Genomic DNA, 23,530 nt, shown 5'->3' with positions numbered 1-23,530 from the left:
CCTTCATGCTACGTCTGCACCACGCGCCCATGGCCTGTTCGCTCGCCAGCCGCTTCGCCCTGGCCGAGGCCGGACTGGCCCATGAGGTCGCCGTCGTGCGCACCGCGCGCGGCGAGAACCGCACCGCCGCCTATCTGCGGGTCAATCCGCGCGGCAAGGTGCCCGCGCTGGAAACTGACCAAGGGGTGATCACGGAGTCGACGGCCATCCTGCCGTTCATCGCCGACCTGGCCCCGGAGGCCGACCTGCTGCCGCCGCCGGGGACCTTTGCGCGGGCCCAGGCCCAGGCCTGGCTTTCGTTCCTGTCGAGCACGGTGCACGGCGCCTATACCGGCGCCCTGCGGCCCGAGGCGTTCGATGGCTGCGATACGGCGGCGGTGCGCGCCGTCCACGTGGCGAGGATCGGCGCGGCCTTGCAGGAGGTCGACGCCCACCTGGCGAACCGCGACCATCTGCTCGACGCCTTCAGCCTCTGCGACCTCTACTTGCTGGTGTTTCTGCTGTGGCGCGGGGCGCCGGCCGTCGCGGGCAAGCTGCCCGCGCTGGCGAACCTTGACGCCTTCCAGCAACGAATGCTGGCCCGACCGGCCCTGGCCGCGATACTCGGCGAAGAGATGAAGCTGATGGCGGAGGGCTAGGGGCGGTGAGCAACAAGCGGATCGAGCGGGCCCAGCAGACGCGGGCGGCGCTGGTGGCGGCCGGGCGGCGGCTGTTCTGCGAGCACCCGGTGGATGCGGTGGCGATCGACGACATCGTCCAGGCGGCCGAGGTCTCCAAGGGCAGCTTCTACAACCACTTCCCCGACCGCGACGCCCTGGTCCGTGAAATCACCGCCGAGATCCGCGCTGACGTCGAGCGGGCGGTCACCCGCGCCAACGCCGGGGTCGCCGACCCGGCCCGGCGCATGGCCCGCGCGGTCTGCGTCTACCTGCGCTACGCGGTGGACGACCCGGAACGGGCCGGGGTTCTGGTGCGCATGCACAGCGGCCACACCTCGATCTCGACCCCGCTCAACAAGGGGCTGGTGGACGACATCGCCGACGGCCTGGCCCAAGGTCGCTTTGTGGTCGCGACCACGGAGTCCGGGGTCCTGTTCGTCCTCGGCATCGCTCAACTGGCCCTGATCCGCGTCACCCAGGAGCCGACCGCGCCGTTCGCCGTCAGCCTGGCCCAGCAGATGTGCGCGCTGCTGTTGCGCGGCCTGGGCGTGCCGGGCGCAGAACCGGAAGCCATCGCGGCGCAGGCCGCCGACGAAATCGTTCGCCAGGGGGTGTTTCAAGACGCTCCGACGCCCAAAGGAGCGGCTCATTGATTCCTCGTCCGATCTCGCCCTTCGCGGGCATGGATATCCGCACCCTGGTCGACAGCCAGGCCCAGACGCAGGCCGGCCGACCGTGGCTGAGCTGGGAGCCGTTCGAGGGCGAGCCGCGCAGCTGGACCTATGACGCCTTCGCCGAGGTCCTGCGCCGGTTCGCCGCCGGGCTGCAGGCGCGGGGCGTCCAGCCCGGCCAGCGGATCCTGGTCCACCTCGACAATTGTCCGGAGTCGGTGATCGCTTGGCTGGGCTGCGCCTATGCCGGCGCGGTGGCGGTGACCACCAACGCCAAATCCAGCGCTGACGAGATCGCCTATTTCGCCCGGCACAGCGGTGCAGTCGGCGCGATCACCCAGCCGCGGTTCGCGGCCCTGGTCGCCGCCGCGGCGCCGGACCTCGCATGGCGCGTGGTCACCGAAACCGACAACGGCGCGCACGCTGAGCCCGTCGCGGGTTTCGAACCCTTCGCGGCGATCGACGCCGAACCGGGGTTGCTCGCCGAGCGGCCGCACGACCCGTGGGCCGACTTCGCCATCCAGTACACGTCCGGCACCACGGCGCGGCCGAAGGCGGTGCTGTGGACCCACGGCAATGCGCTCTGGGGGGCGCGCAGCTGCGCCCAGAACGAGGATCTGCGGCCAGGCGACGTCCACCTCACCCACCTGCCGCTGTTCCACACCAACGCCCAGGCCTACTCGGTGCTGGCCTCGCTGTGGGCCGGCGCGCATGTCGTGCTCATGCCGCGGTTTTCGGCCTCGCGCTTCTGGCCGGTGTCGTTGAAGCACAGCGCGACCTGGACCTCCGTGGTGCCGTTCTGCGTCAAGGCGCTGGCCGCCCAGCCGCTGCCGCCGGCGCATAGCTATCGCTTTTGGGGCAATGCGATCTGCGAGCCGGCCTGGGACAAGCATTTCGGGGTGAAGACCATCGGCTGGTGGGGCATGACCGAGACCATCGCCCACGGTACGGTCGGCTCGGCCCGCCAGCCCGACGCGCCGATGTCGATGGGCCGCCCCGCCCCGGGTTACGACATCCACGTGCTGGACGATGAAGGCCGACCGGTCGCGCCGGGGGAGACCGGCGACCTGTTCGTCGGCGGCCAGCGGGGCCTTTCGCTGTTCAAGGAGTACGCCGGCGATCCGGCCGCCACCGCCGCAGCGTTCCGCGACGACGGCCTCTTCATCACCGGCGACCGGGTGCGCCTGGGGCTCGACGGCTTCCTCTATTTCGCCGACCGCTCCAAGGATATGCTGAAGGTCGGCGGCGAGAACGTCGCGGCCTCGGAGATCGAGCGGGTGATCGCCGCAGTGCCGGGCGTCGCTGAGGTCGCGGTCGTCGCCAAGCGGCACCCGATGCTCGACGAAGCGCCGGTCGCCTTCGTGATTCCCGCCGCGGGGGCGCCGGCCGAACTGGAGGCGCAGATCTTCGCCGCCTGCGGTCAGGCGCTCGCGAGCTTCAAGCAGCCGCACGAAGTCAGGCTGGTGGATAACCTGCCGCGATCGACGCTGGAAAAGGTCGCCAAGGCCGAGCTGCGGGCGTTGCTCGTCGAGTCCTGACGACATGGCGGGTTGACCTGGGCACACGCCTGGGTCCAAGCCGCGGTCAAAGCGACCGATCCGGAGCAGCCCCGTGGACTTCTCGAAACTGCAGGCGACCAGCAAGATCACCGACCAGTGGTCCTATCCCCAGGCGCAGGCCAACCGCTCGGGGCTGCTCGCGGTCTCGCCCGGCCACAAGCTCTATTGGGAAGAGTACGGAAACCCCGACGGCGAGCCCGTGATGTTCCTGCACGGCGGGCCCGGCGGCGCCTGCGCTCCGGTGATGTCGCGCTTCTTCGACCCGAAGCGTTACCGGGTGATCCTGTTCGACCAGCGCGGCTGCGGGAAGAGCGAGCCGACCGTCGCCTCGGCGGGAGCGAAGATCGCCCTCACCGACAACACGACCGACCATTTGGTCGCCGACATCAACGCCCTGCGTGAGGCGCTGGCGATCGACGGCAAGATGCACGTGTTCGGCGGCAGCTGGGGCAGCACCCTGGCCATGGTCTATGCGATCCGCCACCCGCAGAACGTCGCCTCGCTCATCCTGCGCGGCATCTTCCTCGGGACCAAGGAAGACCTGCTCTACATGTACCAGGGCAACGCTGCGGTGTTCGCGCAGACGCCGTTCGAGCTCTCCGAGCCGGGCTCCTACGTCACCTATCCGGACGAGTGGAAGGCCTTCGTGGAGGTGATCCCGGCCTCCGACCGCGGCGACATGATGGGGGCCTACAAGGCGATCTTCGACATGACGCCGGCGACGGCGGCCGAGCGCGAGCGCCAGCTGCAGGCGGCGCTGGCCTGGTCGGTCTGGGAGGGCACGATCTCGAACATGATCCCCGACACCGCCGACGCCGGGAAATTCGGCGAGGCGGACTTCGCCCTCTGCTTTGCGCAGATCGAGGCCCATTTCTTCGCCAACCAGCTGTTCCTCGAACCGGACTACATCGTCCGCAACGCCGACAAGCTCCTCGGCGTGCCGACCCACATCGTGCACGGCCGGTTCGACCAGGTCTGTCCCCTGCCCCAGGCTTCGCGCCTGGCCGCGACGCTGACTGAACTGGGCGCGCCGCCGGCGACCTTCGTCATGACCAACGCCGGCCACAGCGCCATGGAGCGCGAGACCGCCATGGCGCTGACGGCGATCATGGACGGCCTGCCCCGGATCTAGGCCTCAGCCCTGGCGCTTGTGGCCCCAGATGCTGGTCTTGTCGTGCCGCACGACGCGCCAGGACTCGTCGATATCCCTCGCGCCCCAGCCGAACTCGACCTCGAACCCGGACGGGGTCTGGGCGTAGAACGACACCATGTGGTCGTTGGTGTGCTTGCCCAGGGTGTTCATCAGCGGGGTCTTGGCGGAGGCGACGCGGTCGAGCGCGAAGCCGACGTCGTCGAGACTCTCGACCTGCAGCATGAAGTGGTTCAGCCGGCGCGGCGTCGGCAGCGGCACCAGGGCCAGCGTGTGGTGGCGCGGGTTGCAGTGGTAGAATTCCAGATCCATCCCGAACTCCTCGGTGATCTGCATCCGGATGATGTCCGAGAGCTTGAAACCAAGCAGGTCGCGATAGAAGGCGCGGGCCGCGCCGATGTCGGCGGCCGACAACACGACGTGGCCCAGCCCTTGCTCGCCGGTCACGAAGCCGCTGACGCCGGCTGGCGAGACGAACGGAACTTCGCGCCGCTCGGTCGGCCCATAGTAGATCTCGACCAGCAGACCCTGGGGATCGTGACAGGCGAACATCCCGCTCACCCCGCGCAGCTTCAGGTGCTCGGGCGCAGGCTCGCTGATCTCGACACCGGCGGCGACCAGCCGCTCGCGCAACGCCGCCAGCTCGGGCGGGCCGGCGACCTCGAAGCCGACGAAGCCGATGTCGTTCTCCTGGCCGGGCTCGACGCAGACCCGCCAGGCCTGGGCGTCGATGCGGAACCGCAGCGTCCCCTCCGGGGCGTCGACCGGCATCATGCCGAGGGTTTCAGTTCCAAACCGGGCCCAGGCGTCGAGATCGTCCGCCTTGAAGCCCACATAACCGAGCGATCCGATGGTCATCTGCTGTCCCTCGGTCAGCCGCCGAAGCCGCCCTTGGCGGCCGAGGCGGGTTTGCGGTCGACGAAGCCCAGCACCAGGCTATTGAACTCGTCTGCATGCTCGACCTGGGCCCAGTGCCCGCAGCGGTTCAGGATCACCGCACGGCTGTTGGGGATCAGGCTGGCGGTCTTGAGAGTGACCTCCATCGGGACGGTCTTGTCGTCGCGGCCGTGGATCATCAGGGTCGGAACCTGGCTGACCGCCAGCTTGCTCATCAGCTCCTCGATCCCGGCGAACATCCCGCCCTGGCCGAGCGGGCCGCCCTTCAGCCAATTCGTCAGGTGCTCGCGCTGGGCCAGCGCGCCGGCCGAACGCTGTTGGGTCAGTTCGTCGGTCACGAATGACGCGTCGTAGACCATGATCTCCACCAGCCGGCGGAAGTTCTCGGGCGTCGGGTTCATGTAGGTCTCGAAGATCACTCGAATGCCCTGCGAGGGGCCGCCCGGCGTGAACATGTTCGGGACGCCGAACAGGCCCGAGCCCATAGTGATCGCGTGGCTGATGCGGTCAGGATAGCGGGCCATGAACTCCAGGGTCGCGGCCCCGCCCATCGAGTTGCCGACCAGGCCAGCCTTCTCCAGGCCCAGCTCGTCCATCAGCAGCTTCACGGCCTCGGCGTTGGCGGCGTTGCGCGGCTCGCCGGCGCAGTCGAACACTTCCGAGCCGCCCCAGCCGGGGAAGTCCAGCGCGATCACGCGATGATTGGCCGAGAGCACGGCCATGTTCTGGTGGAAATTGCTCCAGCCGGTCGCGCCCGGCCCGGTGCCGTGCAGGAGGATGATCGGCGAGCCGGCGCCGACCTCGTTGTAGTGCAGCTTCCAGCGCTTGGTCTGGACCGTGCGGCTGGTGGAGTCTTCGGTGAACGGCGCATGCGCCTCGGCGACGGACATGTTTCCTCCGGATCTTGATGTTGGCTAGCCGGCCGCTTCAGGCGGCGGGCTGGCGGTTCTTCAGGTCGAGCGCGACGTCGACGATCATGTCTTCCTGGCCGCCGACCATGCGGCGGCGGCCGAGCTCGAGCAGGATGCTGCGCACGTCGAGGCCGTAGGTCTCCGCGGCCTTCTCCGCATGGCGCAGGAAGCTGGAATAGACGCCGGCATAGCCGAGGCTGAGGGTCTCGCGGTCGACCCGCACGGGGCGATCCTGCAGCGGGCGGACCAGGTCCTCGGCGGCGTCCATCAGCGCGAACAGGTCGGTCCCATGCTCCCAGCCGTAGACGTCGGCGGCGGCGATGAAGACCTCTAGCGGGGCGTTGCCGGCCCCCGCTCCCATGCCGGCCAGCGAGGCGTCCACGCGGATCGCGCCGTTCTGGACCGCGGCGATGGAGTTGGCGACGCCGAGCGAGAGGTTGTGGTGGGCGTGGACGCCGCGCTCGGTTTCCGGCTTCAGAACCCGGTCGTAGGCCTGCAGCCGGGCGGCGACGTCGTCCATGGTCATCGCCCCGCCGCTGTCGGTGACATAGACGCAGTGGGCGCCGTAGCTCTCCATCAGCAGGGCCTGTTGGGCCAGGGCCTCGGGCGGGCTCATGTGGCTCATCATCAGGAAGCCGGAGACGTCCATTCCGAGCTCACGCGCGGCCTCGATGTGCTGCCTGGAGATGTCGGCCTCGGTGCAGTGGGTCGCGACGCGCACCGACCGGACGCCCAGATCGTAGGCGTGCTTCAGGTCATGGATCGTGCCGATTCCGGGCAGCAGCAGGGTGGTCAGCTTGGCGTGACCGATCACCTCGGCGACCGCGGCGATCCAATCCCAGTCGGTGTGGGCGCCGAAGCCGTAGTTGAAGGACGAGCCCGACAGCCCGTCGCCATGCGCCACCTCGATGGCGTCGACCTTGGCCGCGTCCAGCGCGCGCGCGATCGTCCGCACGTCGTCGAGCGAGTACTTGTGGCGGATGGCGTGCATGCCGTCGCGCAGGGTGACGTCCTGGATGTAGAGCTTGCTCATGCGGCGACGCCTTGGCGCTGGGCGATGCGCTCGGCGGTCTTCAGCGCCGCCGAGGTCATGATGTCGAGGTTGCCCGCGTAGGCCGGCAGGTAGTGGGCCGCGCCCTCGACCTCGAGGAACACAGAGACCTTCAGGCCAGCGAACGCCTCGCCCATCTCCGGGATCAGCAGCCGTTCGTTGTCGCTGATCGTCTCGAACTGCACCGCCTGCTTGAGGCGGTAGCCCGGGACGTAGGTCTGGACCTCGGCGACCATCGCCTCGATCGAGACGCGGATGGCGTCCTGGTCGCCGCCTGCGCAGAGGCAGTAGACGGTGTCGCGCATGATCAGCGGCGGCTCGGCCGGATTGAGCACGATCATCGCCTTGCCGCGCCGCGCCCCGCCGACGACCTCGATGGCCCGGGAGGTGGTCTCGGTGAACTCGTCGATGTTGGCGCGCGTGCCGGGGCCGGCCGACTTCGAGGCGATCGAGGCGACGATCTCGCCGTAGATGACCGGGCTGACCCGGTGCACCGCGGCCACGATCGGGATCGTCGCCTGGCCGCCGCAGGTCACCATGTTGACGTTCGGCTCGTCGAGGTTCGCCGTCCCGTTGACCGCCGGGATCGTGTAGGGGCCGATAGCCGCCGGGGTCAGGTCGATGACCTTCTTGCCGTGGGCGCGCAGGATCTTGTCGTGGCGCGCATGGGCGCCGGCCGAGGTCGCGTCGAACACGATCTCGATGTCCTGGAACCCCGGCAGGGCCACCAGCCCGTCGATGCCCTCGGCCGTGATCGGCACGCCCATCCGCTCGGCGCGCTTGAGGCCGTCGGAGTTCGGATCGACGCCGACCAAGGCGCCCATCTCCAGGACGTTCGACAGCCGCATGATCTTGATCATCAGGTCGGTCCCGATGTTGCCGGAACCGATGATCGCCACCTTGGTCGTCATGCCACGGCCCTCAGGAGCAGCGGATCGAAGCCGTCGATCTCCACGCGATAGTCGCCGGCGGTGAGGGCCGCCATTGGGCCGAGGGCTCCGGACAGCACGACCTCTCCGGCGCGCAGCGGGTCCCCGACCGCGATCGACGCCTCGGCCAGCCAGGCCAGGGCGTTCAGAGGATCGCCCAGGGTCGCGGCGCCGACGCCCTGCGAGATCGTCTCGCCGCCCCGCGACAGCCGCATCCGGCGCCCAGGCAGGCCCAGCTCGGGGCTGAAGGCCCGCCATGCACCCACGGCGAAGCCGCAGCTCGAGGCGTTGTCCGCGATGGTGTCGACGATATCGATGTCCCAGTTCGTGGCGCTGTCGACGATCTCCACCGAAACCGCCACCGCCTCGACGAACGGCGCCAGCGCCGCCCCGGCCAGGCCGGCCTGGGTGATGTCGCGCGCCAGCCGGAGCGCGAACTCGGCCTCCACCCGCGGAGCGATCAGCCCCTTGAGGGGAATCTCGCCGGCGCTGAAATCCATGTCGTCGAGCAGCACCCCGAAGTCGGGGGAGTCGACGCCCAGCTGCCGCTGAACGGCCTCCGAGGTCAGGCCGATCTTGCGGCCGACGCGTCGCCGCCCGCCCGCCACCAGCCGGTCGATATTGAGCTTCTGCACGGCATAGGCGGCGGTCAGGTCCTTGGCCGGCAAGCGGCTGCGGACGGCGGCGATGGCCGCGCCCTTGCGTCGGGCCGCCAGCAGATCATCGGCGACCGTCTGGATAGTCGCATCAAGAGTCGCGGACATCTGGTCCTCCTTGGCGGCGAACGTTCCGCTCCGGCGTCCATTCGTAAAATCGATAGTCGGAATGCCACCCATCAGCCGGCGTGATTCCTCTCCGCCACCGCACGCCGCGCCGCCGCCACCGCCTGGAACATCGCCGCGGCCGGGGATCCGACGCTGGCGGCTTCCACCGCCAGCGGTTGAAGGATGCTTATCGCCGCGGCCTGCCGCAGGTCGCCCTGAGCGACGATGACGTCGGGAAGGTCCTGCTCAATGGCGTCGACCACCGCCTGACCGATCTGGTCGAGCGGGGCTGAACCCATGCCCTCCGCAGGCACGCCGAACTCCTGCTTCAGGGCTTCGAACATGCCGGCGCCGTCGATGAACCCAGGGCACACCGCCGAGGCGCTGACCGGCCAACCGCTGGCCTGCGCCGTCATCCGCAGCGCGCGGGTGAAACCAACCAAGCCGAACTTCGTGGCGCTGTAGGGTTCGTTAAACGGCACGGCGACCAGGCCCGCCACCGAGGCGATGTTGACGATGTGACCGCGCCCCCTGGTCAGCATGCCGGGCAGCACCATGCGGGTGAGCAGCATTGGCCCGGTCAGGTTCACCGCGATGGTCTGCGCGATCTCGGCCGCACTGCGCTCGTCATAGGCCTGCGCCCCCTCGATCCCGGCGTTGTTGACCAGGATGTCGATGGGCCCGGCCGCCTCCGCCAACGCCTCGAGCGCGCCGAGGTCGGCGAGATCGGTCGCGACCGTCCGCACCTGCCTGCCGCTCGCGGCGCGGAGGTCGGCTGCGACGGCGTCGAGGGCCGCCGCCGAGCGCGCCGCCAGCACCAGGTCCAGCCCGCGCTGCGCCAGTTGGCGCGCGATCTCCACGCCGAGGCCGCGCGACGCGCCGGTCACCAGGGCGACCTGGCCCTTTTCAATTTCCATGGACACCCTCCCCTTGCCCGGCGCGCCGTCGCCAGCGAGCCGGGGTGTCGCCATGCACGCGCCGGAAAGCGCGCACGAATGCGGCCGCCGAGCTGTAGCCGGACGCCTCAGCGGCCGCCTCGACGCTCAGGCTCTCGTTGGCCAGCCGGTGGGCGATCGAGCCCAGCTTGAGCCGGGTCAGCATCAGGGCCGGCGTCTCGCCGGTCACCGCCTTGAAGGTCTGGGCGAAGCGCGTGCGTGACATGCCGGCGGTCCTGGCCAGGCTGGGCAGGTCCCAATGGCGGTCGGGCGCATCGAGGAAGGCGTCCAGCGCCTTGACGATTTGGCGCTCGACGCCGGCGGCCAGGGTCGGGCCAACCTGCTCGTTGCGATCGCGCACCGCCTGGCGGGTGAAATTGATCAGCATCAGCTCGGCCAGTCGCCGTACGACCAGCGCATGGTCCGGCGATGGCGGGGCGCGGTACTCCTCTTCCAGCATCTCGGTCGCTCGCCAGACTTGGCGCGATAAGCTCGGATGTTCGTCGGGCCGGATCAGGATCGGCCCGAGCATCAGGGAGCCCAGCGCCAACGCCTCGCTCGGCACCACCCCGATGATCAGTTCGCTGGCGCCCGTGACCGGTTCGGCCATCGGGCGGCGCTCGAAAGGCGCGATCGTGATCGCCGCCTCGGGCGAGACGAAGGCATGAGCGGCGAGACCGCTGACCGCCACGACGTCGCCTGCCTTCAACGCCAGGGTCGCGAGCTTGGGATACTCGACCTGCAGGTCGAGATGTCCCCTGCGCACGATCACGCAATACGAATAGCGGCCGGCGGGCAGAATGCGACGAACCCCGCCGTCCGCCGTCGTCCGATAGAATTCGACGCCGTCCATCCGCACGTCGCGACGTGCAGAGCGCCCCGCCATGCCCTCCAGACCGCTCATGTCCGAATGGCCTCTGCGCCATACTTGTCCGCCAGGTAGCTCCCCATCGCGGGGCGGCCGATGCCGCGGATGGCGATGCCGGCGTCGAGACTGACCACGCCGCCGGTCGCCGCGCGGTTGTCGCGCCGCGAGGCCAGCATGACATAGGCGCCTGCGTATTCGTCGGCGGACGGAACCATGGCCAAGGGCATGTTCGGCCCGGCCAGCGCCTCCAGGCCGATGCTGCCGATCGACTGCTCGGCAAGCCCCAGCGCGCCGGCTCCCCGCAGATCGGTCGAGATCGGGCCCGGCGCGACCCCGTTGACCCGGATGACCGGCGCGAACTCGAAGGCGAGCTGGCGGATCAGGCCGACCACGGCGTGCTTGGCGGCGGTGTAGAGCGGCCCGCCGCCGGCCGGATCGAAGCCGGCGTTGGACACGGTATAGATGATCGAGCCGCCGCTCGCGGCCAGGCCGGGCAAGGCCGCCTTGGCCAGCAGCAGGTAGCCCTTCACGTTGATGTGGAACATCTCGTCGAAGGCCGCATCGACGCGCTCGTCCGGGATCGCGTCGAGCGACAGCGAATAGTCCCAGATCCCGGCGTTTCCGATGGCGCAGTCGAGCTTTCCGAAGCGCTCGATGGCGCGCGCGACGGCGCGCTGGTGGTCGGCGAGCACCCGAACATCGCCCTCGACGCCAACCACCTGGCCGCCGTGGGCGGCTTCGAGCGCCGCGAGCCGGTCGGCCGACCGGTCGAGCACCGCCACCTGGGCGCCCTCCTCTACGAACCGATCGACGACGGCGCGCCCCAGCCCCGAGGCGCCGCCGGTGATCAGAACGACTTCTCCCTTCAGCCGCGTCATCGTCATCGCCTCAGAACAGGGTGCTCATGTTCGTGGACCGGATCAGCGTCTGGTCCAGGAACAGGTGACGGCGGGTCAGCAGGAACCGATCGCCAACAAGGCGCAGTCCGTCGACCCTTCGCCCGGTCCAAGCGTCGACTTCGGTGTTGAGCCGCGTCCTATAGAGGCAGAAGCAGCTCTCGGCCGTGATCTCGTCGCCGGCGGCTTCGGTGACCCGCACATTGGAGATGAAGTGGCGCGAGCGCGACGGCGGGTCCTCAGACCAGGCCGAACCGGCCTCCAGCTTCTTGACCCGCATCTCCAGCATCTCGCGGTCGTCGTCGAAGAAGGCCATGTCGCCGACCTTGGTGAACTCCATGGCCACGTCGGCCTGGGTCACGGTCCGCCGGATCGGCATCCAGTAGTGCATGTCCTCGGCGATCAGGGCGAGCCAGTCGCGGTAGCGACGCGCGTCAAGCAGCGCCGCCTCATCGTAGAGAAACTGTTCGACCCGGTGCTGCAGCAGGGCGGCTTCGAGCCCAGGCGTCGCCGGTCGTGCGATGTCGAGCGCACTCATCAGACCTTCCCCTTCGGCGGGGCCGAGTGATTGGCTTTGAGGTCAGTCCAGTCCTTGGCCGCCAGCCATTCGGTCCAGGATCGGTAGAGCCAACGCTGGCCGTGTTCGCTGATGCAGGTGTCGATCGCCGCGCCGCCGCCGGGCTCGGCGACCGCCACGTCATGCCCAAGGCCCATCTGCAGGGTGTGGTCCAGGCTGCGGCTGAAGACCCCGCGAGAGGCGCGCGTGCTCTGGCTCCAGTTCTCGCCGTCGTCCTGTTCGAGCAGGCCCGCCGGTCCGAACAGGTGGGTCGCCGTGCGAACGACGGCGCGTCGCTGCTCGGGGCTGAATTCCTTGGGCGTGACCGTGAACCACCAAAGCTCGGTGGAGCCCGGGCCGCGCGGCAGGCGCAGGCAGAGCTGCGTTCCGTTGAGCGTGATCCAGAGGTTCGGGAAGATGTTCGGGTGCCCCATGCTACGCACCCCGGTCGCCCCCATCAGGTCCTTGGCGCTCGCCGGACGCAGCCGGAACGGCATGGTCTTGGAGACCTCCTCGCGCTGGGCGTCGCTCAATTGGTCGAGCTGGTCCTGCATTGGCTTGGGAATGCCCGGACCGCCGATGCCGTGGCCATACTCGCCCAGGATCACCAGCTGGCTGTCGGGGTGCAGGATCTGGGCGAGATCCACGAACCCGGTGCTGTTGGCCGAGGCGTGGCTGTACATGACGTGGTACCAGTCGAAGAGATTGTCGACCGCGATCTTCCAGTTGCAGTCGATGACGTTCTTCTGGATGCCGTCGAGGACGATCACGTCCCCGTAGGCGGCCGCCATGCCCAACCCGGCCCGGCCGACGTCGCCCAGGAAGTCGTGCAGCCGCGGCGCCTGCGGATCGAGCGTGGCGAAGTAGAAGCCGAGATAGCTATCGACCTGAGCGGCCTTGGCCAGCCCGTGCTGGCTCTTGTCGAAGTCGCCGCGATAGTAGTTCTTCAGGCCCGGAACGCCGATCAGGTCGCCGTTCAGCGCATAGTTCCAGCCGTGGTAGCTGCAGACGAAGGACTTGGCGTTGCCCTGCTCGGCCCGGCAAAGCGCATTGCCGCGATGCCGGCAGGTGTTCAGCAGGACGTTGACCTGCCCCTCGCCGTCCCGGACGACGATAACCTGATCCTCGCCGATGTAATTGATGAAGTAGTCGCCAGCGTTGGGGATCTGGGACTCGTGGCACATGAAGTTCCAGCCGCGGGCGAAGATCCGCTCGAGCTCCAGCCGATAGATCGCCTCGTCGTCATAGATCCGCCGGTCGAGCCGACCCGACGACGGGTCGAAGAGCGACAGGATCTCTTCACGCCCCCACGCAGCGTGGACCTGGTTACCGTCCGCCATGTTTCCTCCGTCTGCATCGCCTTGTCGGGCTCGCCCCGCAGCCTTTCCGGCCGGCGATTTCAGGCAGGCTAGGTCGTCACGGCCCCGCGGTTGATCCCCGGCCGTTCGGCAAAATTGACAATTCGTCCGGCGCCCACGGCGTCAGCGAGTGCAGCGCGCCTTCGGCGTAGGCGACTGGCCCCCCGTCGCCGCCGAGCCGGACCTGCTCGACCAGGCCGACGACAATTGTGTGGGTGGCGTAGTCGAGCGCCGCCTGCGTCGCACAGCTGAAGCTTGCTGCCCCTGCGAGGAATGGGGCGCCGTTGTCGTCGCGCCAATCTCCCAGCGCAAAGCGCTCGGTCTGCGATGCTCCGCCGGCGAACGGGGCGCAAAGGCCCGCGTTCCGCTGGTCCAACAGGTTGACCGAAAAGCGTCTTCCCGGGTGAATCAATCGGTGCAGGCTGCGGGCGCGGTCGATGCTGACAAGCAGCGAGGCCGGCCCGGTGCTCAGAGCCGCCACCGCTGTGGCCGTCATCCCGACTTGCGTCCCGTCGTCGGCGCGAGCGGCGATGATGCAGGGCGTCGCCGCCAGCCGCCGAAGCGCCGTCTTGAATGCCTCGCCGACCTCACGGCTCACAGCGCGAAGTCGCCGTTGGCCGCCCCCAGCAGGACGCCGCCGGCGTTCAGCGCGCCCTTGTCGGCGTTCAGGTAGGCGTGGTTTGAGGCGGCCTGCACGTCGCGGAAGAAGCGCTGCAGCGGGTTCTCTTGGCGGATGCCGCGCCCACCGCTGGCCTTGAACAGCAGCTCGATCGCCTCCATCGCCACACGCGACATCTGCTGGGCGTCCCATTTGCAACGGACCCGCAGGTCCAGCGGGATCGGCTCGTCGGCGGCCACGTAGCGCGCGAGGTCGGCGAAATTGGCGGCCAGCAACGCCCGCTGGCTGCGGATCATCGTGTCGGCGAGAGCCACACGCTGGCGGACTAGAGGGTCTTCGCTCGCCTTGGCGCCGTCATAGGCCCCAAGGCGCGTCTGCATCTGTTCGAGGAAGACCTCGCGGGCGCCCTCGGCCATGCCCAGGGTCACGACGGCGAGCGTGTAGGCGAACACGATCCCGAACGGATATCGATAGGTCGGTGCGGTGAAGGTCGCACGACCCGGATCCATGCCGAAGTACGAGTCGGCGAACTTGTGGGTCAGATGCTCGGGGACGAAGGCGCCTTCGACCACGACATCCTTGCTGCCGGTGCCCCGTAGCCCGAGCACGTGCCAGGTGTCGTCGATGACGTAGTCGCGGCGCGGCACGATGAAGGCCCGCATGTCCGGCGGTGTTCCCGGCTCCGACGGCGCACGGCCGCCGAGGATTGCCCAGTCGCCGTGATCGCAGCCGCTCGAGAACGGCCAGCGGCCGCTGATCCGGAAACCGCCCTCGACCCGCTCGACGGTTCCGAACGGCGCATAGGAAGAGGACAGCCGCACCGTGTGGTCGCGGCCCCAAATGTCCTGCGCCGCCTGCGGATCCAGCAGGCCGATCTCCCAATTGTGGATCGCCAACAGGCACATGCACCATGCGCTCGACGGACAGCCCTTGGCCAACTCCATGGCGACGTCGAACATCTCCATCGGCGTCATCTCGTAGCCGCCGTACTGAGCCGGTTGCAGGATCCGAAAGAAGCCCGCGGCCTCGAAATCGGCGATCGTCTCCGGCAGCACGCTGCGCGCGTCCTCGGTGGCCTGGGCGCGGGCGGCGAGCACCGGAACCATGGCGCGGGCGCGTTGCAGGAGCGCGGCGGCGCTCGGTGCGGCGGACGGGATTGTCGGGGTGGCGATCTTGTTCATGTGGTCCTCCCGCCGCCTTTCTGCGCCAAGCGGGGTGACACCAGAACTTTTCTGGTCTGATCTAAGTCATCATTTTGATGAATGGCTAAATCGATGGACGAGCTCGAACGGCGCCTGCGGGTGACGAACCTCAACCTCCTGCCGGTGCTGCGCGAGGTCCTGAAACATCGCAACCTGACCCGCGCCGCGGAGGCGCTGAACCTGACCCAGTCGGCGGTCAGCAACAGCCTGCGGCGTCTGCGCGAGCACTTCGACGACGAACTCCTGGTCAAGGACGGCCGAGGCTTGCGGCTCACGGAGAAAGCCCGCCGGCTGATCGGCCCGCTGGAAGCTGCGTTGACCGCGGTATCGGAGGTGTTGGCCGGCGAGGCCTTTGCGCCTGAGCGCTCGCAGCGGCGCTACCGCATCGCGACGGCCGACTACGTCACCGCGGTGATGACCCCGAACCTCACCCGCCTTCTCGGCGAGGAAGCGCCGCACGTCAGCGTCCAGATGGTCACCGCGCGCAGCCGCTCGGCCGAGGACCTTCGCCTAGAGAACATCGACCTGCTGATCACGCCGCGTCAGATCGTGTCGGCGGCGATCTTCGACGCGCCGAAGGTGATGGCCGAGTTCGCGGTCGAGGATCTGGCGCGTGATCCGTTCGTCTGCCTGGGCCGGGCGGACGATGCGCAGTTGGCGGCCGGCCTGTCGAGGGAGGCCTACCTGAGGCGCCCGCATGCCAGTTTCTTTCTAGACCTCGATGTCCACGCCAGCCTCGAGCACGCCTATCTGATGGAGCAAGGCATCAGCCAGTTCGACCGCCTGCTGACCTCCGACTTTTCGGTTCTGCCGCTGGTCGCCGCGGCCAGCGACTGTCTGACCCTGGTTCCGTCCAGCCTCGCCGCCGCGGCCGTCCGCAGCCTGCCGCTGCAGGCCGTCCCTTCCCCGATCCCGGTGCCTGATCTGGAACTGGTGATGATATGGCTGAAGCGTCGCGACGCCGACCCGGAGATCGCCTGGCTGCGCGAAGCGTTACGCCGATGCGCGCAGGCCTTCTCGACGTCGGACCCATCAGCCTGATCGATAGCTCGCTGCGGCATATCGATTTGGCGTGATGCTTCGCCGATCCCACAGTCGGGGCGATCCGCGCTCGTGCGGGCTGTGGGATGAGAACATGCAGCCAAAGTTCAGAACCGCCATCGCCGTCGCCGGCGCCGGTCCCGTCGGCATGAGCCTGGCCATCGACGCGGCCCTGCGCGGGGTCGAGGTGGTGCTCATCGAGGCCCGCGCGGCCGGGGAGCCCCCGAGCGCCAAGTGCAATACGGTGGCGGCCCGCACCATGGAGATCTTCCGCCGATTGGGCGTGTCGGAGGCGGTGCGGGCCGCGGGCCTGCCCGACGACTACCCCACCGACACCATCTACTGCACCGCTGTCGCCGGGCATGAACTGACCCGCATCCGCATGCCGTCCAGGGCCGAGCGTCCGCAGCCCGGGTTCCACGACAGCCACTGGCCGACCCCGGAATCGATGGTCCGGGTCAGCCAGCTCTATCTGGAGCCGATCCTCTACGAGCGGGTGAAATCGCTGCCCAACATCACGGTGCTCAACCGCACCTCCGTCCTCGGCTACGACCAGGACGCCGACGGGGTGACGGTTCATTGCCGGGCCGAGGACGGCGAGGCTTTCGATGTGCGGGCCGACTACCTGGCCGGCTGCGACGGCGGCCGCAGCACTATCCGCAAGGCGATGGGCGTCAGCCTGGTCGGCGACGCCGAGATCTCGCGGACCCGCAGCAGCCTGATCCGCGCGCCCGGCCTCAAGGCCCTGTTCGGCGAGCGGCGGCCGGCCTGGATGAGCTGGGTCCAGAACCCCAAGCGCAGCGGCACGGTCGTGGCCATCGACGGCAAGGAGGTCTGGCTCGTCCACCGCGGGGTCGGCGCTGCGGAAAGTTTCGATGATGTGCCGTTCGACCAGTCGATCCGCGACGTCCTGGGCGTCGATGAGAGCTTCAGCTGGGAGGTGCTCAACCACGAGGACTGGATCGGCCGGCGCATGGTCGCCGAGCACTTTGGCGACGGCCGCGTGTTCATCGCAGGCGACGCCGCGCATCTCTGGGTGCCGTTCGCGGGCTACGGCATGAACGCCGGTGTCGCCGACGCCGTCCACCTGTCCTGGCTGCTCTGCGGCGTGATCAAGGGGTGGGCCGATCCGGCCATCCTCGACGCCTACCAGGCCGAGCGCCAACCGATCACCGAACAGGTCTCCCACTTCGCGATGCGCAAGGTGATGGAGAACGTCGAGGCGATGCGCGCGGGCGGCGCCATCCCGCCGGCCCTGGCAGCCGACACGCCCGAGGGCGAGGCGATCCGCCAGTTTCTCGGCCAGCGCCTGTTCGAGATCAACGTCCCGCAGATGTCGCCTGAAGGACTGAACTTCGGATACTTCTACGAGGGCTCGCCGATCATCACCTATGACGGCGAGGCGCCGCCGTCCTACGACATGGGCGCCTTCACCCCCTCGACGGCGCCGGGTTGCCGCCTGCCCCACTTCCGACTTGCGGACGGAACATCGATCCTCGACCGGCTCGGGCCCGACTACACCTTGCTCAGCTCCGGCGGCGAGGGCGGACCGCTGGTGCAGGCGGCCAAGGCCGGAGGCCTGCCGCTGACCGTCGTCACCGCGCCACGGCCGGACGCCCCGGCCGACCGGCCCGCCCTGATGATCGTGCGCGCAGACACCCATATCGTCTGGCGTGGAGACCATCCGCCGGCTGACGCCGATGTGTTGGTCGCGCGCCTCAAGGGGGCGGATCGACAATCAGCGCACGCCTGCGCAAGCTGACCATCCATCTCGGAACCGTCGATTGCTGCTGCGCCGCCACAACTTGAACCTGCTGCCGATCCTGCGCGAGCTGCTGCGCACGCGCAGCGTCAGCCGCACGGCCGAGATCGTCGGGCTCAGCCAGTCGGCGGTCAGCGCGGCGCTCGCGCGCCTGCGCGAGACCTACAACGACGACCTGCTGGTGATGGTGGGACGGCGCCTTGAGCTCACCGAAAAGGGCGCTCAGCTCATCGAGCCGACCGAGCGCGCCTGCCTTGAGGTCGAAGGCCTGCTGCGCCCATCGCAGTTCGATCCCTCGACGGAGACCCGGCGCTTCGTCGTAGCGACCGCCGACTATCTCACCTTCCTGCTCGGGCCGGCCTTGACCCAGATGTTCGCCGAGCAGGCCCCGAACGCCTCGGTCTATTTCGTGGACGTGCCCAGCGACCTGCAGGCCCAGATCCTGCGCGGCGCGATCGATGTGGTCGCCGTCCCCGCCGACACCGCCGAGGGGCTAGGCAAGGACATCGCCTCGGCCTTGCTGTTCGAGGACGACATGGTGGTCATCGCCTCGCGCCGGCATCGCGCCTTCCAGGGCCCGCTGACGCGGGAGATCTACGACAGCGCCCGGCACGCGCGCTTCCGCATGTCGCCGAAAAACACCGCCACCCACCAGGACGTGAATTTCCGCCAGATCGGCGTGCGACAGCACGACCTGGTGATGGTCCAGCAGTTCCTCAGCCTGCCCGGCATCGTCGAGGCGTCCTCGGCCCTGGCCCTGATCCAGCGCCGGCTGGCCGAGCGGTTCCAGCGCAGCCATGACATCGATATCTTCGAGGCGCCTTTCCCGCTCAATCCGCTCGACCTGACCGCCTATTGGGCGCGTGCGGTCGAACGCGATCCGGCCCATGCGTGGTTCCGCGGCCTTTTGATCGAAGCCGGCCGCCAATTGCCTAAGCCGGTCAGCCGCCCTCGATGATCGTGCGAATGCGCGTGGCCAGCTTCTCCATTGCAAACGGCTTGCTCAGCACATGCATGCCGCGCTCCAGTCGGCGGTTCGAAATCGCCGCGTTCTCGGTATAGCCGGTGATGAACATGACCTTGAGGTCAGGACGGCGCAGCCTGGCGACGTCGGCCATCTGCTTGCCGTTCATCCCGCCCGGCAGGCCGACATCCGTGACCAGTAGATCGATGGCGATGTCCGATTCCAGCAGCTTCAGTCCGGTCGCGGCGTCGGCGGCCTCGATCGCCTGGTAGCCGAGCTCGGCCAGGGTGTCGCTGACCAGCATGCGGATGGTCGGCTCGTCGTCGACGATCAACACCGTCTCGCCGCGGCCGGCCGGCGGCCTGGCCTGGCGGTCGGCGGGCTGCTCGGCCTGCGCGTCGCCCCGGTGTCGCGGCAGGTAGATGCGGACGGACGTCCCTGCTCCAACCTCGGAATGGATGCGGATCTGGCCGCCCGACTGCTTGGCGAAGCCGTAGATCATCGACAAGCCGAGCCCGGTCCCCTTCCCCGCAGCCTTGGTGGTGAAGAACGGTTCGAACACCCGCGACAGCAGCTCAGGGCTGATGCCCCGCCCGGTGTCGCTGACCGCCACCGCCACATACTCTCCCGGCGGCATGTCGCGATCGCCTCCTGCGGCCTCGTCGATCAACGCGTTCCCCGTCTCGATGATCAGCCGACCGCCCTCGCCCATCGCGTCACGGCCATTGATGCAGAGATTTAGGATCGCGTTCTCGAGTTGGTTGGGGTCGCAGTAGCAGGGCCAGAGCTCGGCGCTGAGCTCGGTCTGCACGACGATCCCGGGCCCGACCGTGCGACGGACCAGATCTTCCATGCCGGCGACCAGCTTGTTGGCGTCGACCGCCTTCGGCTCCAGAGTCTGCCGTCTCGAGAAGGCCAGCAGCCGATGGGTCAGGGCCGCAGCGCGAGAGGCCGCGCCTTGCGCGGCGGTGATGTACCGCTCCAGCTCGTTGATCCGGCCCTGGTCGAGCCGCCGGCGCATGAGGTCGAGGCTGCCGGTCACCCCGGTCAGCAGGTTGTTGAAGTCGTGCGCCAAGCCGCCTGTCAGCTGGCCGACCGCCTCCATCTTCTGGGCCTGGAACAACGCCTGGCGCGAGCGTTCCAGCTCCAGCTGGGCCTCATGCAACTCGGTCATGTCGCGGGTGATCTTGGCGAAGCCGATCAACTCGCCGTCGGCGCGCACCGGGTCGATCACCACCGTCGCCCAGAATCGGGTGCCGTCCTTGCGCAGCCGCCAGCCCTCGGCGGCGAAGCGGCCTTCCTGCGAGGCGACGCGCAGAGCGTTCTGCGGCGCGCCGGCTGCTCGATCCTCGGGCGTGTAGAACCGCGCGAAGTTGTCCCCGATGATCTCGGCCGCCGCGTAGCCCTTAATCCTTTCGGCCCCGGCGTTCCAGCTAATCACGCGACCGTCGAGATCGAGCATGTAGATCGCATAGTCGACGACCGACTGGATCAGCCGCTCATAGATCCGCTCATCCACGACCGGCGGCGTTTCGACAGAATGCTTCATTCGCCCCCCATATCCCGACCGTCCCTATTTCGGACCATCGCCCCATGAGAAGGCTAATGACCGCGATCGCATCGGGTTCCCCCACGTGAATCTAGGCGCCGCGGCCGGTCCGGCGCTAGCCTCCCGGCCAACCAAGGTCATGTATGGGAGAACGCCGTGGCTCAGCCGCCAAAGGCCTGCATTATCGGCGCGGGCTGCTCGGGCTTCACGACCGCCAAGCGGCTGAAGGATCACGGAATCCCGTACGACTGCTTCGAGCTGTCCGACGACATCGGCGGCAACTGGTACTACCGAAACCCGAACGGGCTGTCGGCCTGCTACGAGAGCCTGCACATCGACACCTCGAAATGGCGGCTGGCGTTCGAGGATTACCCCGTTCCCGCCGACTGGCCCGACTTCCCGCACCACGCCCAGCTTTTCCAGTACTTCAAGGACTACGTCGACCACTTCGGCCTGCGCCCGACCATCACCTTCAACACCGCGGTCGAGAAGGCGCGCCGTACGGTCGACGGCCTGTGGGAGGTCAAGCTCTCGACCGGCGAAACCCGCTTCTACGACGTGCTGTTCGTCTGCAACGGCCATCATTGGAGCCCGCGCGTCCCCGACTATGACGGCGAGTTCAACGGCGCGGCGTTCCACAGCCACGCCTATCGCGACCCGTTCGATCCGGTCGACATGCGCGGCAAGAACATCGTGGTGGTCGGCATGGGCAATTCGGCGATGGATATCGCCTCGGAGCTGGCTCAGCGGCCGATCGCCAAGAACCTCTGGGTCTCGGCCCGCCGCGGGGTCTGGGTGCTGCCCAAGTACATGAACGGCCGCCCGGCCGACAAATCGGCCATGCCGAGCTGGATGCCGCGCAAGCTCGGCCTGTCGTTGGCGCGCGCCGCGATCAAGAAATCGATCGGACGGATGGAGGACTACGGCCTACCCAAGCCCGATCACGAGCCGCTGGAGGCCCACCCCTCGGTGTCGGGCGAGTTCCTGACCCGCGCAGGCTGCGGCGACGTGAAGTTCAAGCCGGCGATCGAACGGCTGGAAGGCGATCAGGTGCGGTTCGCCGACGGCAGCGTCGAGGATGTGGACGCCATCATCTTCGCCACCGGCTACGACATGCGCTTTCCATTCTTCGACGACCCGGCGCTGGTCCCCGACGCCGACCATCGGCTGCCGCTGTTCAAGCGGATGATGAACCCGGCCGTGCCCAACCTGTTCTATATGGGCCTGGCCCAGCCGCTGCCGACCCTGGTCAATTTCGCCGAGCAGCAGGCCAAGCTGGCGGCGGCCTATCTGGCTGGTCGCTATCTGCCGCCCTCCCCCACGGAGATGGCCGAAATCACCACGCGGGACGAGGCCGCGCATCTGGGCCAATACTACCGCTCGAAACGCCACACCATTCAGGTCGACTTCGGGGTCTATGTCGCCGACCTGCTGAAGGAGATCGTCCGCGGCGAGGCGCGCGCCAAGGCCGCCGGCTACGCGCCGCCGATCGCCGCCCGGGCCGCAGCCTCGGTCTAGTTCGCCACCATCCACGTGCGGCAGGCGTCTAGAATCTCGGCCAGGACCTCGGGGTCCTTACGGCCGCTCCTGGCCGGCGCGTGGAAGGAATGATCGGCGAATTGCGCCAGGGTCAGGCTCGCCCTGGGGCCGAGGCCGGCGACGGTCTCGTTCAGCAGGTCCAGCCGGGCGAACTCGTCGTTGGTCCCTTGCAGGAACAGCATCGGGACCTTCACATCGGCCAGATGCGCCGCCCGCTCGACCCCGGGCTTGCCCGGCGGATGCAGAGGAAATGCGAAGAAGACCAGCCCCCGCACGTCGGGCAGTGGCTGCTCGGCCTGGGCCTGGGAGGTCATCCGCCCGCCGAACGAGCGGCCACCGGCGAACAGCGGCAGGTCGGCGGCCAGCTCACCAGCCTTTGCGACGGCCGCCCGCACCGCCGCGTGCGCCGGCGCAGGCGAGTCCGGTCGCTTCGAGCCGCGCTCCATGTAGAGAAAGTTGTAGCGCAGGGTGGCGATCCCGCGAGCGGCCAAGCCCTCGGCGGTCGCGACCATCGCCTTGTGCGTCATGCCCGCGCCGGCGCCATGCGCAAGGACCAGCGCGGCGCGGGCGCCGTCAGGCCGCATCCACAAGCCCGACACGCTGCGCTCGGCGTCCAGCGGAATCACGACGGATTTCATGGCTACAACCACTTCGAGCGCTTGAACTGGGCGTAGAGCCCCAGGCAGATCACCACGATCGCGACGATCACCATCAGATAGCCATAGCGCCACTTCAGTTCCGGCATGACCTCGAAGTTCATGCCGTAGATGCCGGCGATGGCGGTGGGCACGGCCAGAATCGCGGCCCAGGCCGCCAGCCGCCGGGTGATCGCGCCCTGGCGCTGCTGCTCCATCAGGCTGCTGGCCTCGAACACTGACGAGAGCACGTCGCGCAAGGCCTCGACCAGCGAGGCGACACGTCGCACATGGTCATAGACGTCGCGGAAATAGGGCCGCACGTCCCAGTCGATGCAGGGCATTTCATGATGTTCGAGGCGGCTCGCCACCTCCTCCATCGGCCCCAGCACCCGCTTGAAGCGCATCAGTTCGCGGCGCAGAGCAAAGATGCGCAGCACCTCGGCCCTGCTCAAGAAGGCGTCGAGGGCGTAGCGTTCCATCTCCAGCACCTTCTCCTCGATCGCATCGACGATCGGGAAGTAGCCGTCGACGATGAAGTCGAGCACCGCGTGCAGAATGAAATCGACGCCGTGCTTGAGTTGGCTAGGCGCGGCCTCCAGATGCTCGCGCAGTTCCAGGTGCGCGCGCGCCGAGCCATGGCGGACGGTGATGATATGACTGGGGCCGACGAAGATGTCGGTCTCGCCGTATCCGATCTTCTCGCCCTCCAGATGCGCCGTGCGGGCGACGACGAACAGCTGGTCGCCATAGACATCGACCTTCGGCAGCTGAGCGGCCTTCAAAGCGTCCTCGACCGCCAACGGATGCAGGTCGAAGCGCCGCTTCAAAATGTCGAGCTCGGCTTCGTTCGGCTCGAACAGTCCGATCCAGGCGAACTGCCCCGGCGACATCTCCAGGCCCGCCGGATCGCCCAGGTCGATCTCGCGAACCCGCTGGCCCTCGCCATAGACATAGGCGGCAATCACGCTCATCGGCTTCACCACGACCAACCGGAATCGGCGCCAGTGTGCGC

Annotated in this window: 23 protein-coding genes; 8 read left to right on the top strand and 15 right to left on the bottom strand. The window is 68.4% G+C overall.

What is annotated here, in order from left to right; translation table 11 throughout:
* Positions 1–5 precede the first annotated feature (5 nt).
* The 4 genes from O4N75_RS12010 (at position 6) to pip (ending at position 4,021) form a co-directional block, all read left to right on the top strand.
* Positions 6–638: a glutathione S-transferase N-terminal domain-containing protein gene (locus tag O4N75_RS12010; RefSeq protein WP_269625787.1), complete on the top strand. Its 633-nt coding sequence runs from the start codon at positions 6–8 to the stop codon at positions 636–638.
* Positions 639–643: 5 nt separating this feature from the next.
* On the top strand, positions 644–1,312 hold the full coding sequence (locus O4N75_RS12005) for a TetR/AcrR family transcriptional regulator (RefSeq protein ID WP_269625786.1): 669 nt from the start codon (positions 644–646) through the stop codon (positions 1,310–1,312).
* Entirely contained in the window at positions 1,309–2,868 is a 1,560-nt protein-coding gene (locus O4N75_RS12000; RefSeq protein WP_269625785.1) for an AMP-binding protein, read from the top strand. Before O4N75_RS12005 ends, O4N75_RS12000 begins: the two co-directional genes overlap by 4 nt.
* Before the next feature lie 73 nt (positions 2,869–2,941).
* Positions 2,942–4,021, top strand: a complete 1,080-nt coding sequence (gene pip / locus O4N75_RS11995; protein ID WP_269625784.1) for a prolyl aminopeptidase — start codon at positions 2,942–2,944, stop codon at positions 4,019–4,021.
* Between the two features lie 3 nt (positions 4,022–4,024).
* Here pip and O4N75_RS11990 read toward each other — a convergent pair whose 3' ends face one another.
* From O4N75_RS11990 to O4N75_RS11935, 12 genes are all read right to left on the bottom strand, one after another.
* Positions 4,025–4,897 (bottom strand): VOC family protein, encoded by an 873-nt coding sequence (locus O4N75_RS11990; protein WP_269625783.1) that lies wholly within the window; start codon positions 4,895–4,897, stop codon positions 4,025–4,027.
* Between the two features lie 14 nt (positions 4,898–4,911).
* A complete protein-coding gene (locus O4N75_RS11985) occupies positions 4,912–5,826 on the bottom strand; it encodes an alpha/beta hydrolase (protein WP_269625782.1) in 915 nt (304 codons plus the stop codon).
* A 37-nt stretch (positions 5,827–5,863) separates the two neighbouring features.
* The gene (gene dmpG, locus O4N75_RS11980) at positions 5,864–6,880 is read right to left on the bottom strand and encodes a 4-hydroxy-2-oxovalerate aldolase (protein WP_269625781.1); all 1,017 of its coding nucleotides are present in this window, start codon (positions 6,878–6,880) and stop codon (positions 5,864–5,866) included.
* The gene (locus tag O4N75_RS11975; RefSeq protein WP_269625780.1) at positions 6,877–7,809 is read right to left on the bottom strand and encodes an acetaldehyde dehydrogenase (acetylating); all 933 of its coding nucleotides are present in this window, start codon (positions 7,807–7,809) and stop codon (positions 6,877–6,879) included. The genes dmpG and O4N75_RS11975 overlap by 4 nt, the downstream gene beginning before the upstream one ends.
* Complete coding sequence (locus O4N75_RS11970) at positions 7,806–8,591, bottom strand: fumarylacetoacetate hydrolase family protein (protein WP_269625779.1); 786 nt, start codon at positions 8,589–8,591, stop codon at positions 7,806–7,808. Before O4N75_RS11970 ends, O4N75_RS11975 begins: the two co-directional genes overlap by 4 nt.
* Before the next feature lie 71 nt (positions 8,592–8,662).
* Positions 8,663–9,508 (bottom strand): SDR family NAD(P)-dependent oxidoreductase, encoded by an 846-nt coding sequence (locus O4N75_RS11965; protein ID WP_269625778.1) that lies wholly within the window; start codon positions 9,506–9,508, stop codon positions 8,663–8,665.
* The gene (locus O4N75_RS11960; protein WP_269625777.1) at positions 9,498–10,430 is read right to left on the bottom strand and encodes an AraC family transcriptional regulator; all 933 of its coding nucleotides are present in this window, start codon (positions 10,428–10,430) and stop codon (positions 9,498–9,500) included. The genes O4N75_RS11965 and O4N75_RS11960 overlap by 11 nt, the downstream gene beginning before the upstream one ends.
* Positions 10,427–11,272: a 3-(cis-5,6-dihydroxycyclohexa-1,3-dien-1-yl)propanoate dehydrogenase gene (gene hcaB, locus O4N75_RS11955; RefSeq protein ID WP_269625776.1), complete on the bottom strand. Its 846-nt coding sequence runs from the start codon at positions 11,270–11,272 to the stop codon at positions 10,427–10,429. Before hcaB ends, O4N75_RS11960 begins: the two co-directional genes overlap by 4 nt.
* 10 nt (positions 11,273–11,282) lie before the next feature.
* Positions 11,283–11,828: a 3-phenylpropionate/cinnamic acid dioxygenase subunit beta gene (locus O4N75_RS11950; protein ID WP_269625775.1), complete on the bottom strand. Its 546-nt coding sequence runs from the start codon at positions 11,826–11,828 to the stop codon at positions 11,283–11,285.
* A complete protein-coding gene (locus tag O4N75_RS11945; RefSeq protein WP_269625774.1) occupies positions 11,828–13,186 on the bottom strand; it encodes a Rieske 2Fe-2S domain-containing protein in 1,359 nt (452 codons plus the stop codon). Before O4N75_RS11945 ends, O4N75_RS11950 begins: the two co-directional genes overlap by 1 nt.
* Before the next feature lie 76 nt (positions 13,187–13,262).
* Positions 13,263–13,802 (bottom strand): flavin reductase family protein, encoded by a 540-nt coding sequence (locus tag O4N75_RS11940; protein ID WP_269625773.1) that lies wholly within the window; start codon positions 13,800–13,802, stop codon positions 13,263–13,265.
* Positions 13,799–15,004: an acyl-CoA dehydrogenase family protein gene (locus O4N75_RS11935; protein ID WP_269625772.1), complete on the bottom strand. Its 1,206-nt coding sequence runs from the start codon at positions 15,002–15,004 to the stop codon at positions 13,799–13,801. The genes O4N75_RS11940 and O4N75_RS11935 overlap by 4 nt, the downstream gene beginning before the upstream one ends.
* Positions 15,005–15,097: 93 nt before the next feature.
* On the opposite strand from O4N75_RS11935, the gene O4N75_RS11930 reads away from it, so the two are divergent.
* The 3 genes from O4N75_RS11930 to O4N75_RS11920 all read left to right on the top strand — a co-directional run bounded on the left by O4N75_RS11930 (position 15,098) and on the right by O4N75_RS11920 (position 18,786).
* A complete protein-coding gene (locus tag O4N75_RS11930) occupies positions 15,098–16,066 on the top strand; it encodes a LysR family transcriptional regulator (RefSeq protein ID WP_269625771.1) in 969 nt (322 codons plus the stop codon).
* Between the two features lie 94 nt (positions 16,067–16,160).
* A complete protein-coding gene (locus tag O4N75_RS11925) occupies positions 16,161–17,828 on the top strand; it encodes an FAD-dependent monooxygenase (protein WP_269625770.1) in 1,668 nt (555 codons plus the stop codon).
* A gap of 22 nt (positions 17,829–17,850) precedes the next feature.
* Positions 17,851–18,786, top strand: coding sequence for a LysR family transcriptional regulator (locus O4N75_RS11920; protein WP_269625769.1), 936 nt, complete (start codon positions 17,851–17,853; stop codon positions 18,784–18,786).
* On the opposite strand, the gene O4N75_RS11915 is transcribed toward O4N75_RS11920, so the two are convergent.
* Positions 18,770–20,341, bottom strand: a complete 1,572-nt coding sequence (locus O4N75_RS11915) for a PAS domain-containing sensor histidine kinase (RefSeq protein WP_269625768.1) — start codon at positions 20,339–20,341, stop codon at positions 18,770–18,772. The two genes, O4N75_RS11920 and O4N75_RS11915, sit on opposite strands and share 17 nt — an antisense overlap.
* Positions 20,342–20,497: 156 nt before the next feature.
* On the opposite strand from O4N75_RS11915, the gene O4N75_RS11910 reads away from it, so the two are divergent.
* Positions 20,498–21,859 carry an NAD(P)-binding domain-containing protein gene (locus O4N75_RS11910; protein WP_269625767.1) on the top strand — a complete coding sequence of 454 codons (1,362 nt, stop codon included), beginning with the start codon at positions 20,498–20,500 and terminating at the stop codon, positions 21,857–21,859.
* Here the strand turns inward: O4N75_RS11910 and O4N75_RS11905 are convergent.
* Together O4N75_RS11905 and corA are read right to left on the bottom strand one after the other, a co-directional pair.
* Complete coding sequence (locus O4N75_RS11905; RefSeq protein ID WP_269625766.1) at positions 21,856–22,518, bottom strand: alpha/beta family hydrolase; 663 nt, start codon at positions 22,516–22,518, stop codon at positions 21,856–21,858. The genes O4N75_RS11910 and O4N75_RS11905 overlap by 4 nt on opposite strands.
* Positions 22,519–22,520: 2 nt before the next feature.
* A complete protein-coding gene (gene corA / locus O4N75_RS11900) occupies positions 22,521–23,489 on the bottom strand; it encodes a magnesium/cobalt transporter CorA (RefSeq protein WP_269625765.1) in 969 nt (322 codons plus the stop codon).
* Positions 23,490–23,530 lie beyond the last annotated feature (41 nt).

Source organism: Phenylobacterium sp. NIBR 498073 (genome assembly GCF_027286305.1).
Taxonomy (GTDB): domain Bacteria; phylum Pseudomonadota; class Alphaproteobacteria; order Caulobacterales; family Caulobacteraceae; genus Phenylobacterium.
Note: the sequence above shows the minus strand (reverse complement) of the source record. Positions and strands in the feature narration are given on the sequence as shown.

Coding starts and splice junctions, on each gene's coding strand:
- O4N75_RS11930 (WP_269625771.1), top strand. CDS start 15,098: ATGGACGAGCTCGAACGGCGCCTGCGGGTGACGAACCTCAACCTCCTG.
- dmpG (WP_269625781.1), bottom strand. CDS start 6,880: ATGAGCAAGCTCTACATCCAGGACGTCACCCTGCGCGACGGCATGCAC.
- O4N75_RS11915 (WP_269625768.1), bottom strand. CDS start 20,341: ATGAAGCATTCTGTCGAAACGCCGCCGGTCGTGGATGAGCGGATCTAT.
- O4N75_RS11965 (WP_269625778.1), bottom strand. CDS start 9,508: ATGGAAATTGAAAAGGGCCAGGTCGCCCTGGTGACCGGCGCGTCGCGC.
- O4N75_RS11950 (WP_269625775.1), bottom strand. CDS start 11,828: ATGAGTGCGCTCGACATCGCACGACCGGCGACGCCTGGGCTCGAAGCC.
- O4N75_RS11970 (WP_269625779.1), bottom strand. CDS start 8,591: ATGTCCGCGACTCTTGATGCGACTATCCAGACGGTCGCCGATGATCTG.
- O4N75_RS11925 (WP_269625770.1), top strand. CDS start 16,161: ATGCAGCCAAAGTTCAGAACCGCCATCGCCGTCGCCGGCGCCGGTCCC.
- O4N75_RS11935 (WP_269625772.1), bottom strand. CDS start 15,004: ATGAACAAGATCGCCACCCCGACAATCCCGTCCGCCGCACCGAGCGCC.
- O4N75_RS11975 (WP_269625780.1), bottom strand. CDS start 7,809: ATGACGACCAAGGTGGCGATCATCGGTTCCGGCAACATCGGGACCGAC.
- hcaB (WP_269625776.1), bottom strand. CDS start 11,272: ATGACGCGGCTGAAGGGAGAAGTCGTTCTGATCACCGGCGGCGCCTCG.
- O4N75_RS11985 (WP_269625782.1), bottom strand. CDS start 5,826: ATGTCCGTCGCCGAGGCGCATGCGCCGTTCACCGAAGACTCCACCAGC.
- corA (WP_269625765.1), bottom strand. CDS start 23,489: ATGAGCGTGATTGCCGCCTATGTCTATGGCGAGGGCCAGCGGGTTCGC.
- O4N75_RS11990 (WP_269625783.1), bottom strand. CDS start 4,897: ATGACCATCGGATCGCTCGGTTATGTGGGCTTCAAGGCGGACGATCTC.
- O4N75_RS11960 (WP_269625777.1), bottom strand. CDS start 10,430: ATGAGCGGTCTGGAGGGCATGGCGGGGCGCTCTGCACGTCGCGACGTG.
- O4N75_RS12010 (WP_269625787.1), top strand. CDS start 6: ATGCTACGTCTGCACCACGCGCCCATGGCCTGTTCGCTCGCCAGCCGC.
- O4N75_RS11905 (WP_269625766.1), bottom strand. CDS start 22,518: ATGAAATCCGTCGTGATTCCGCTGGACGCCGAGCGCAGCGTGTCGGGC.
- O4N75_RS11945 (WP_269625774.1), bottom strand. CDS start 13,186: ATGGCGGACGGTAACCAGGTCCACGCTGCGTGGGGGCGTGAAGAGATC.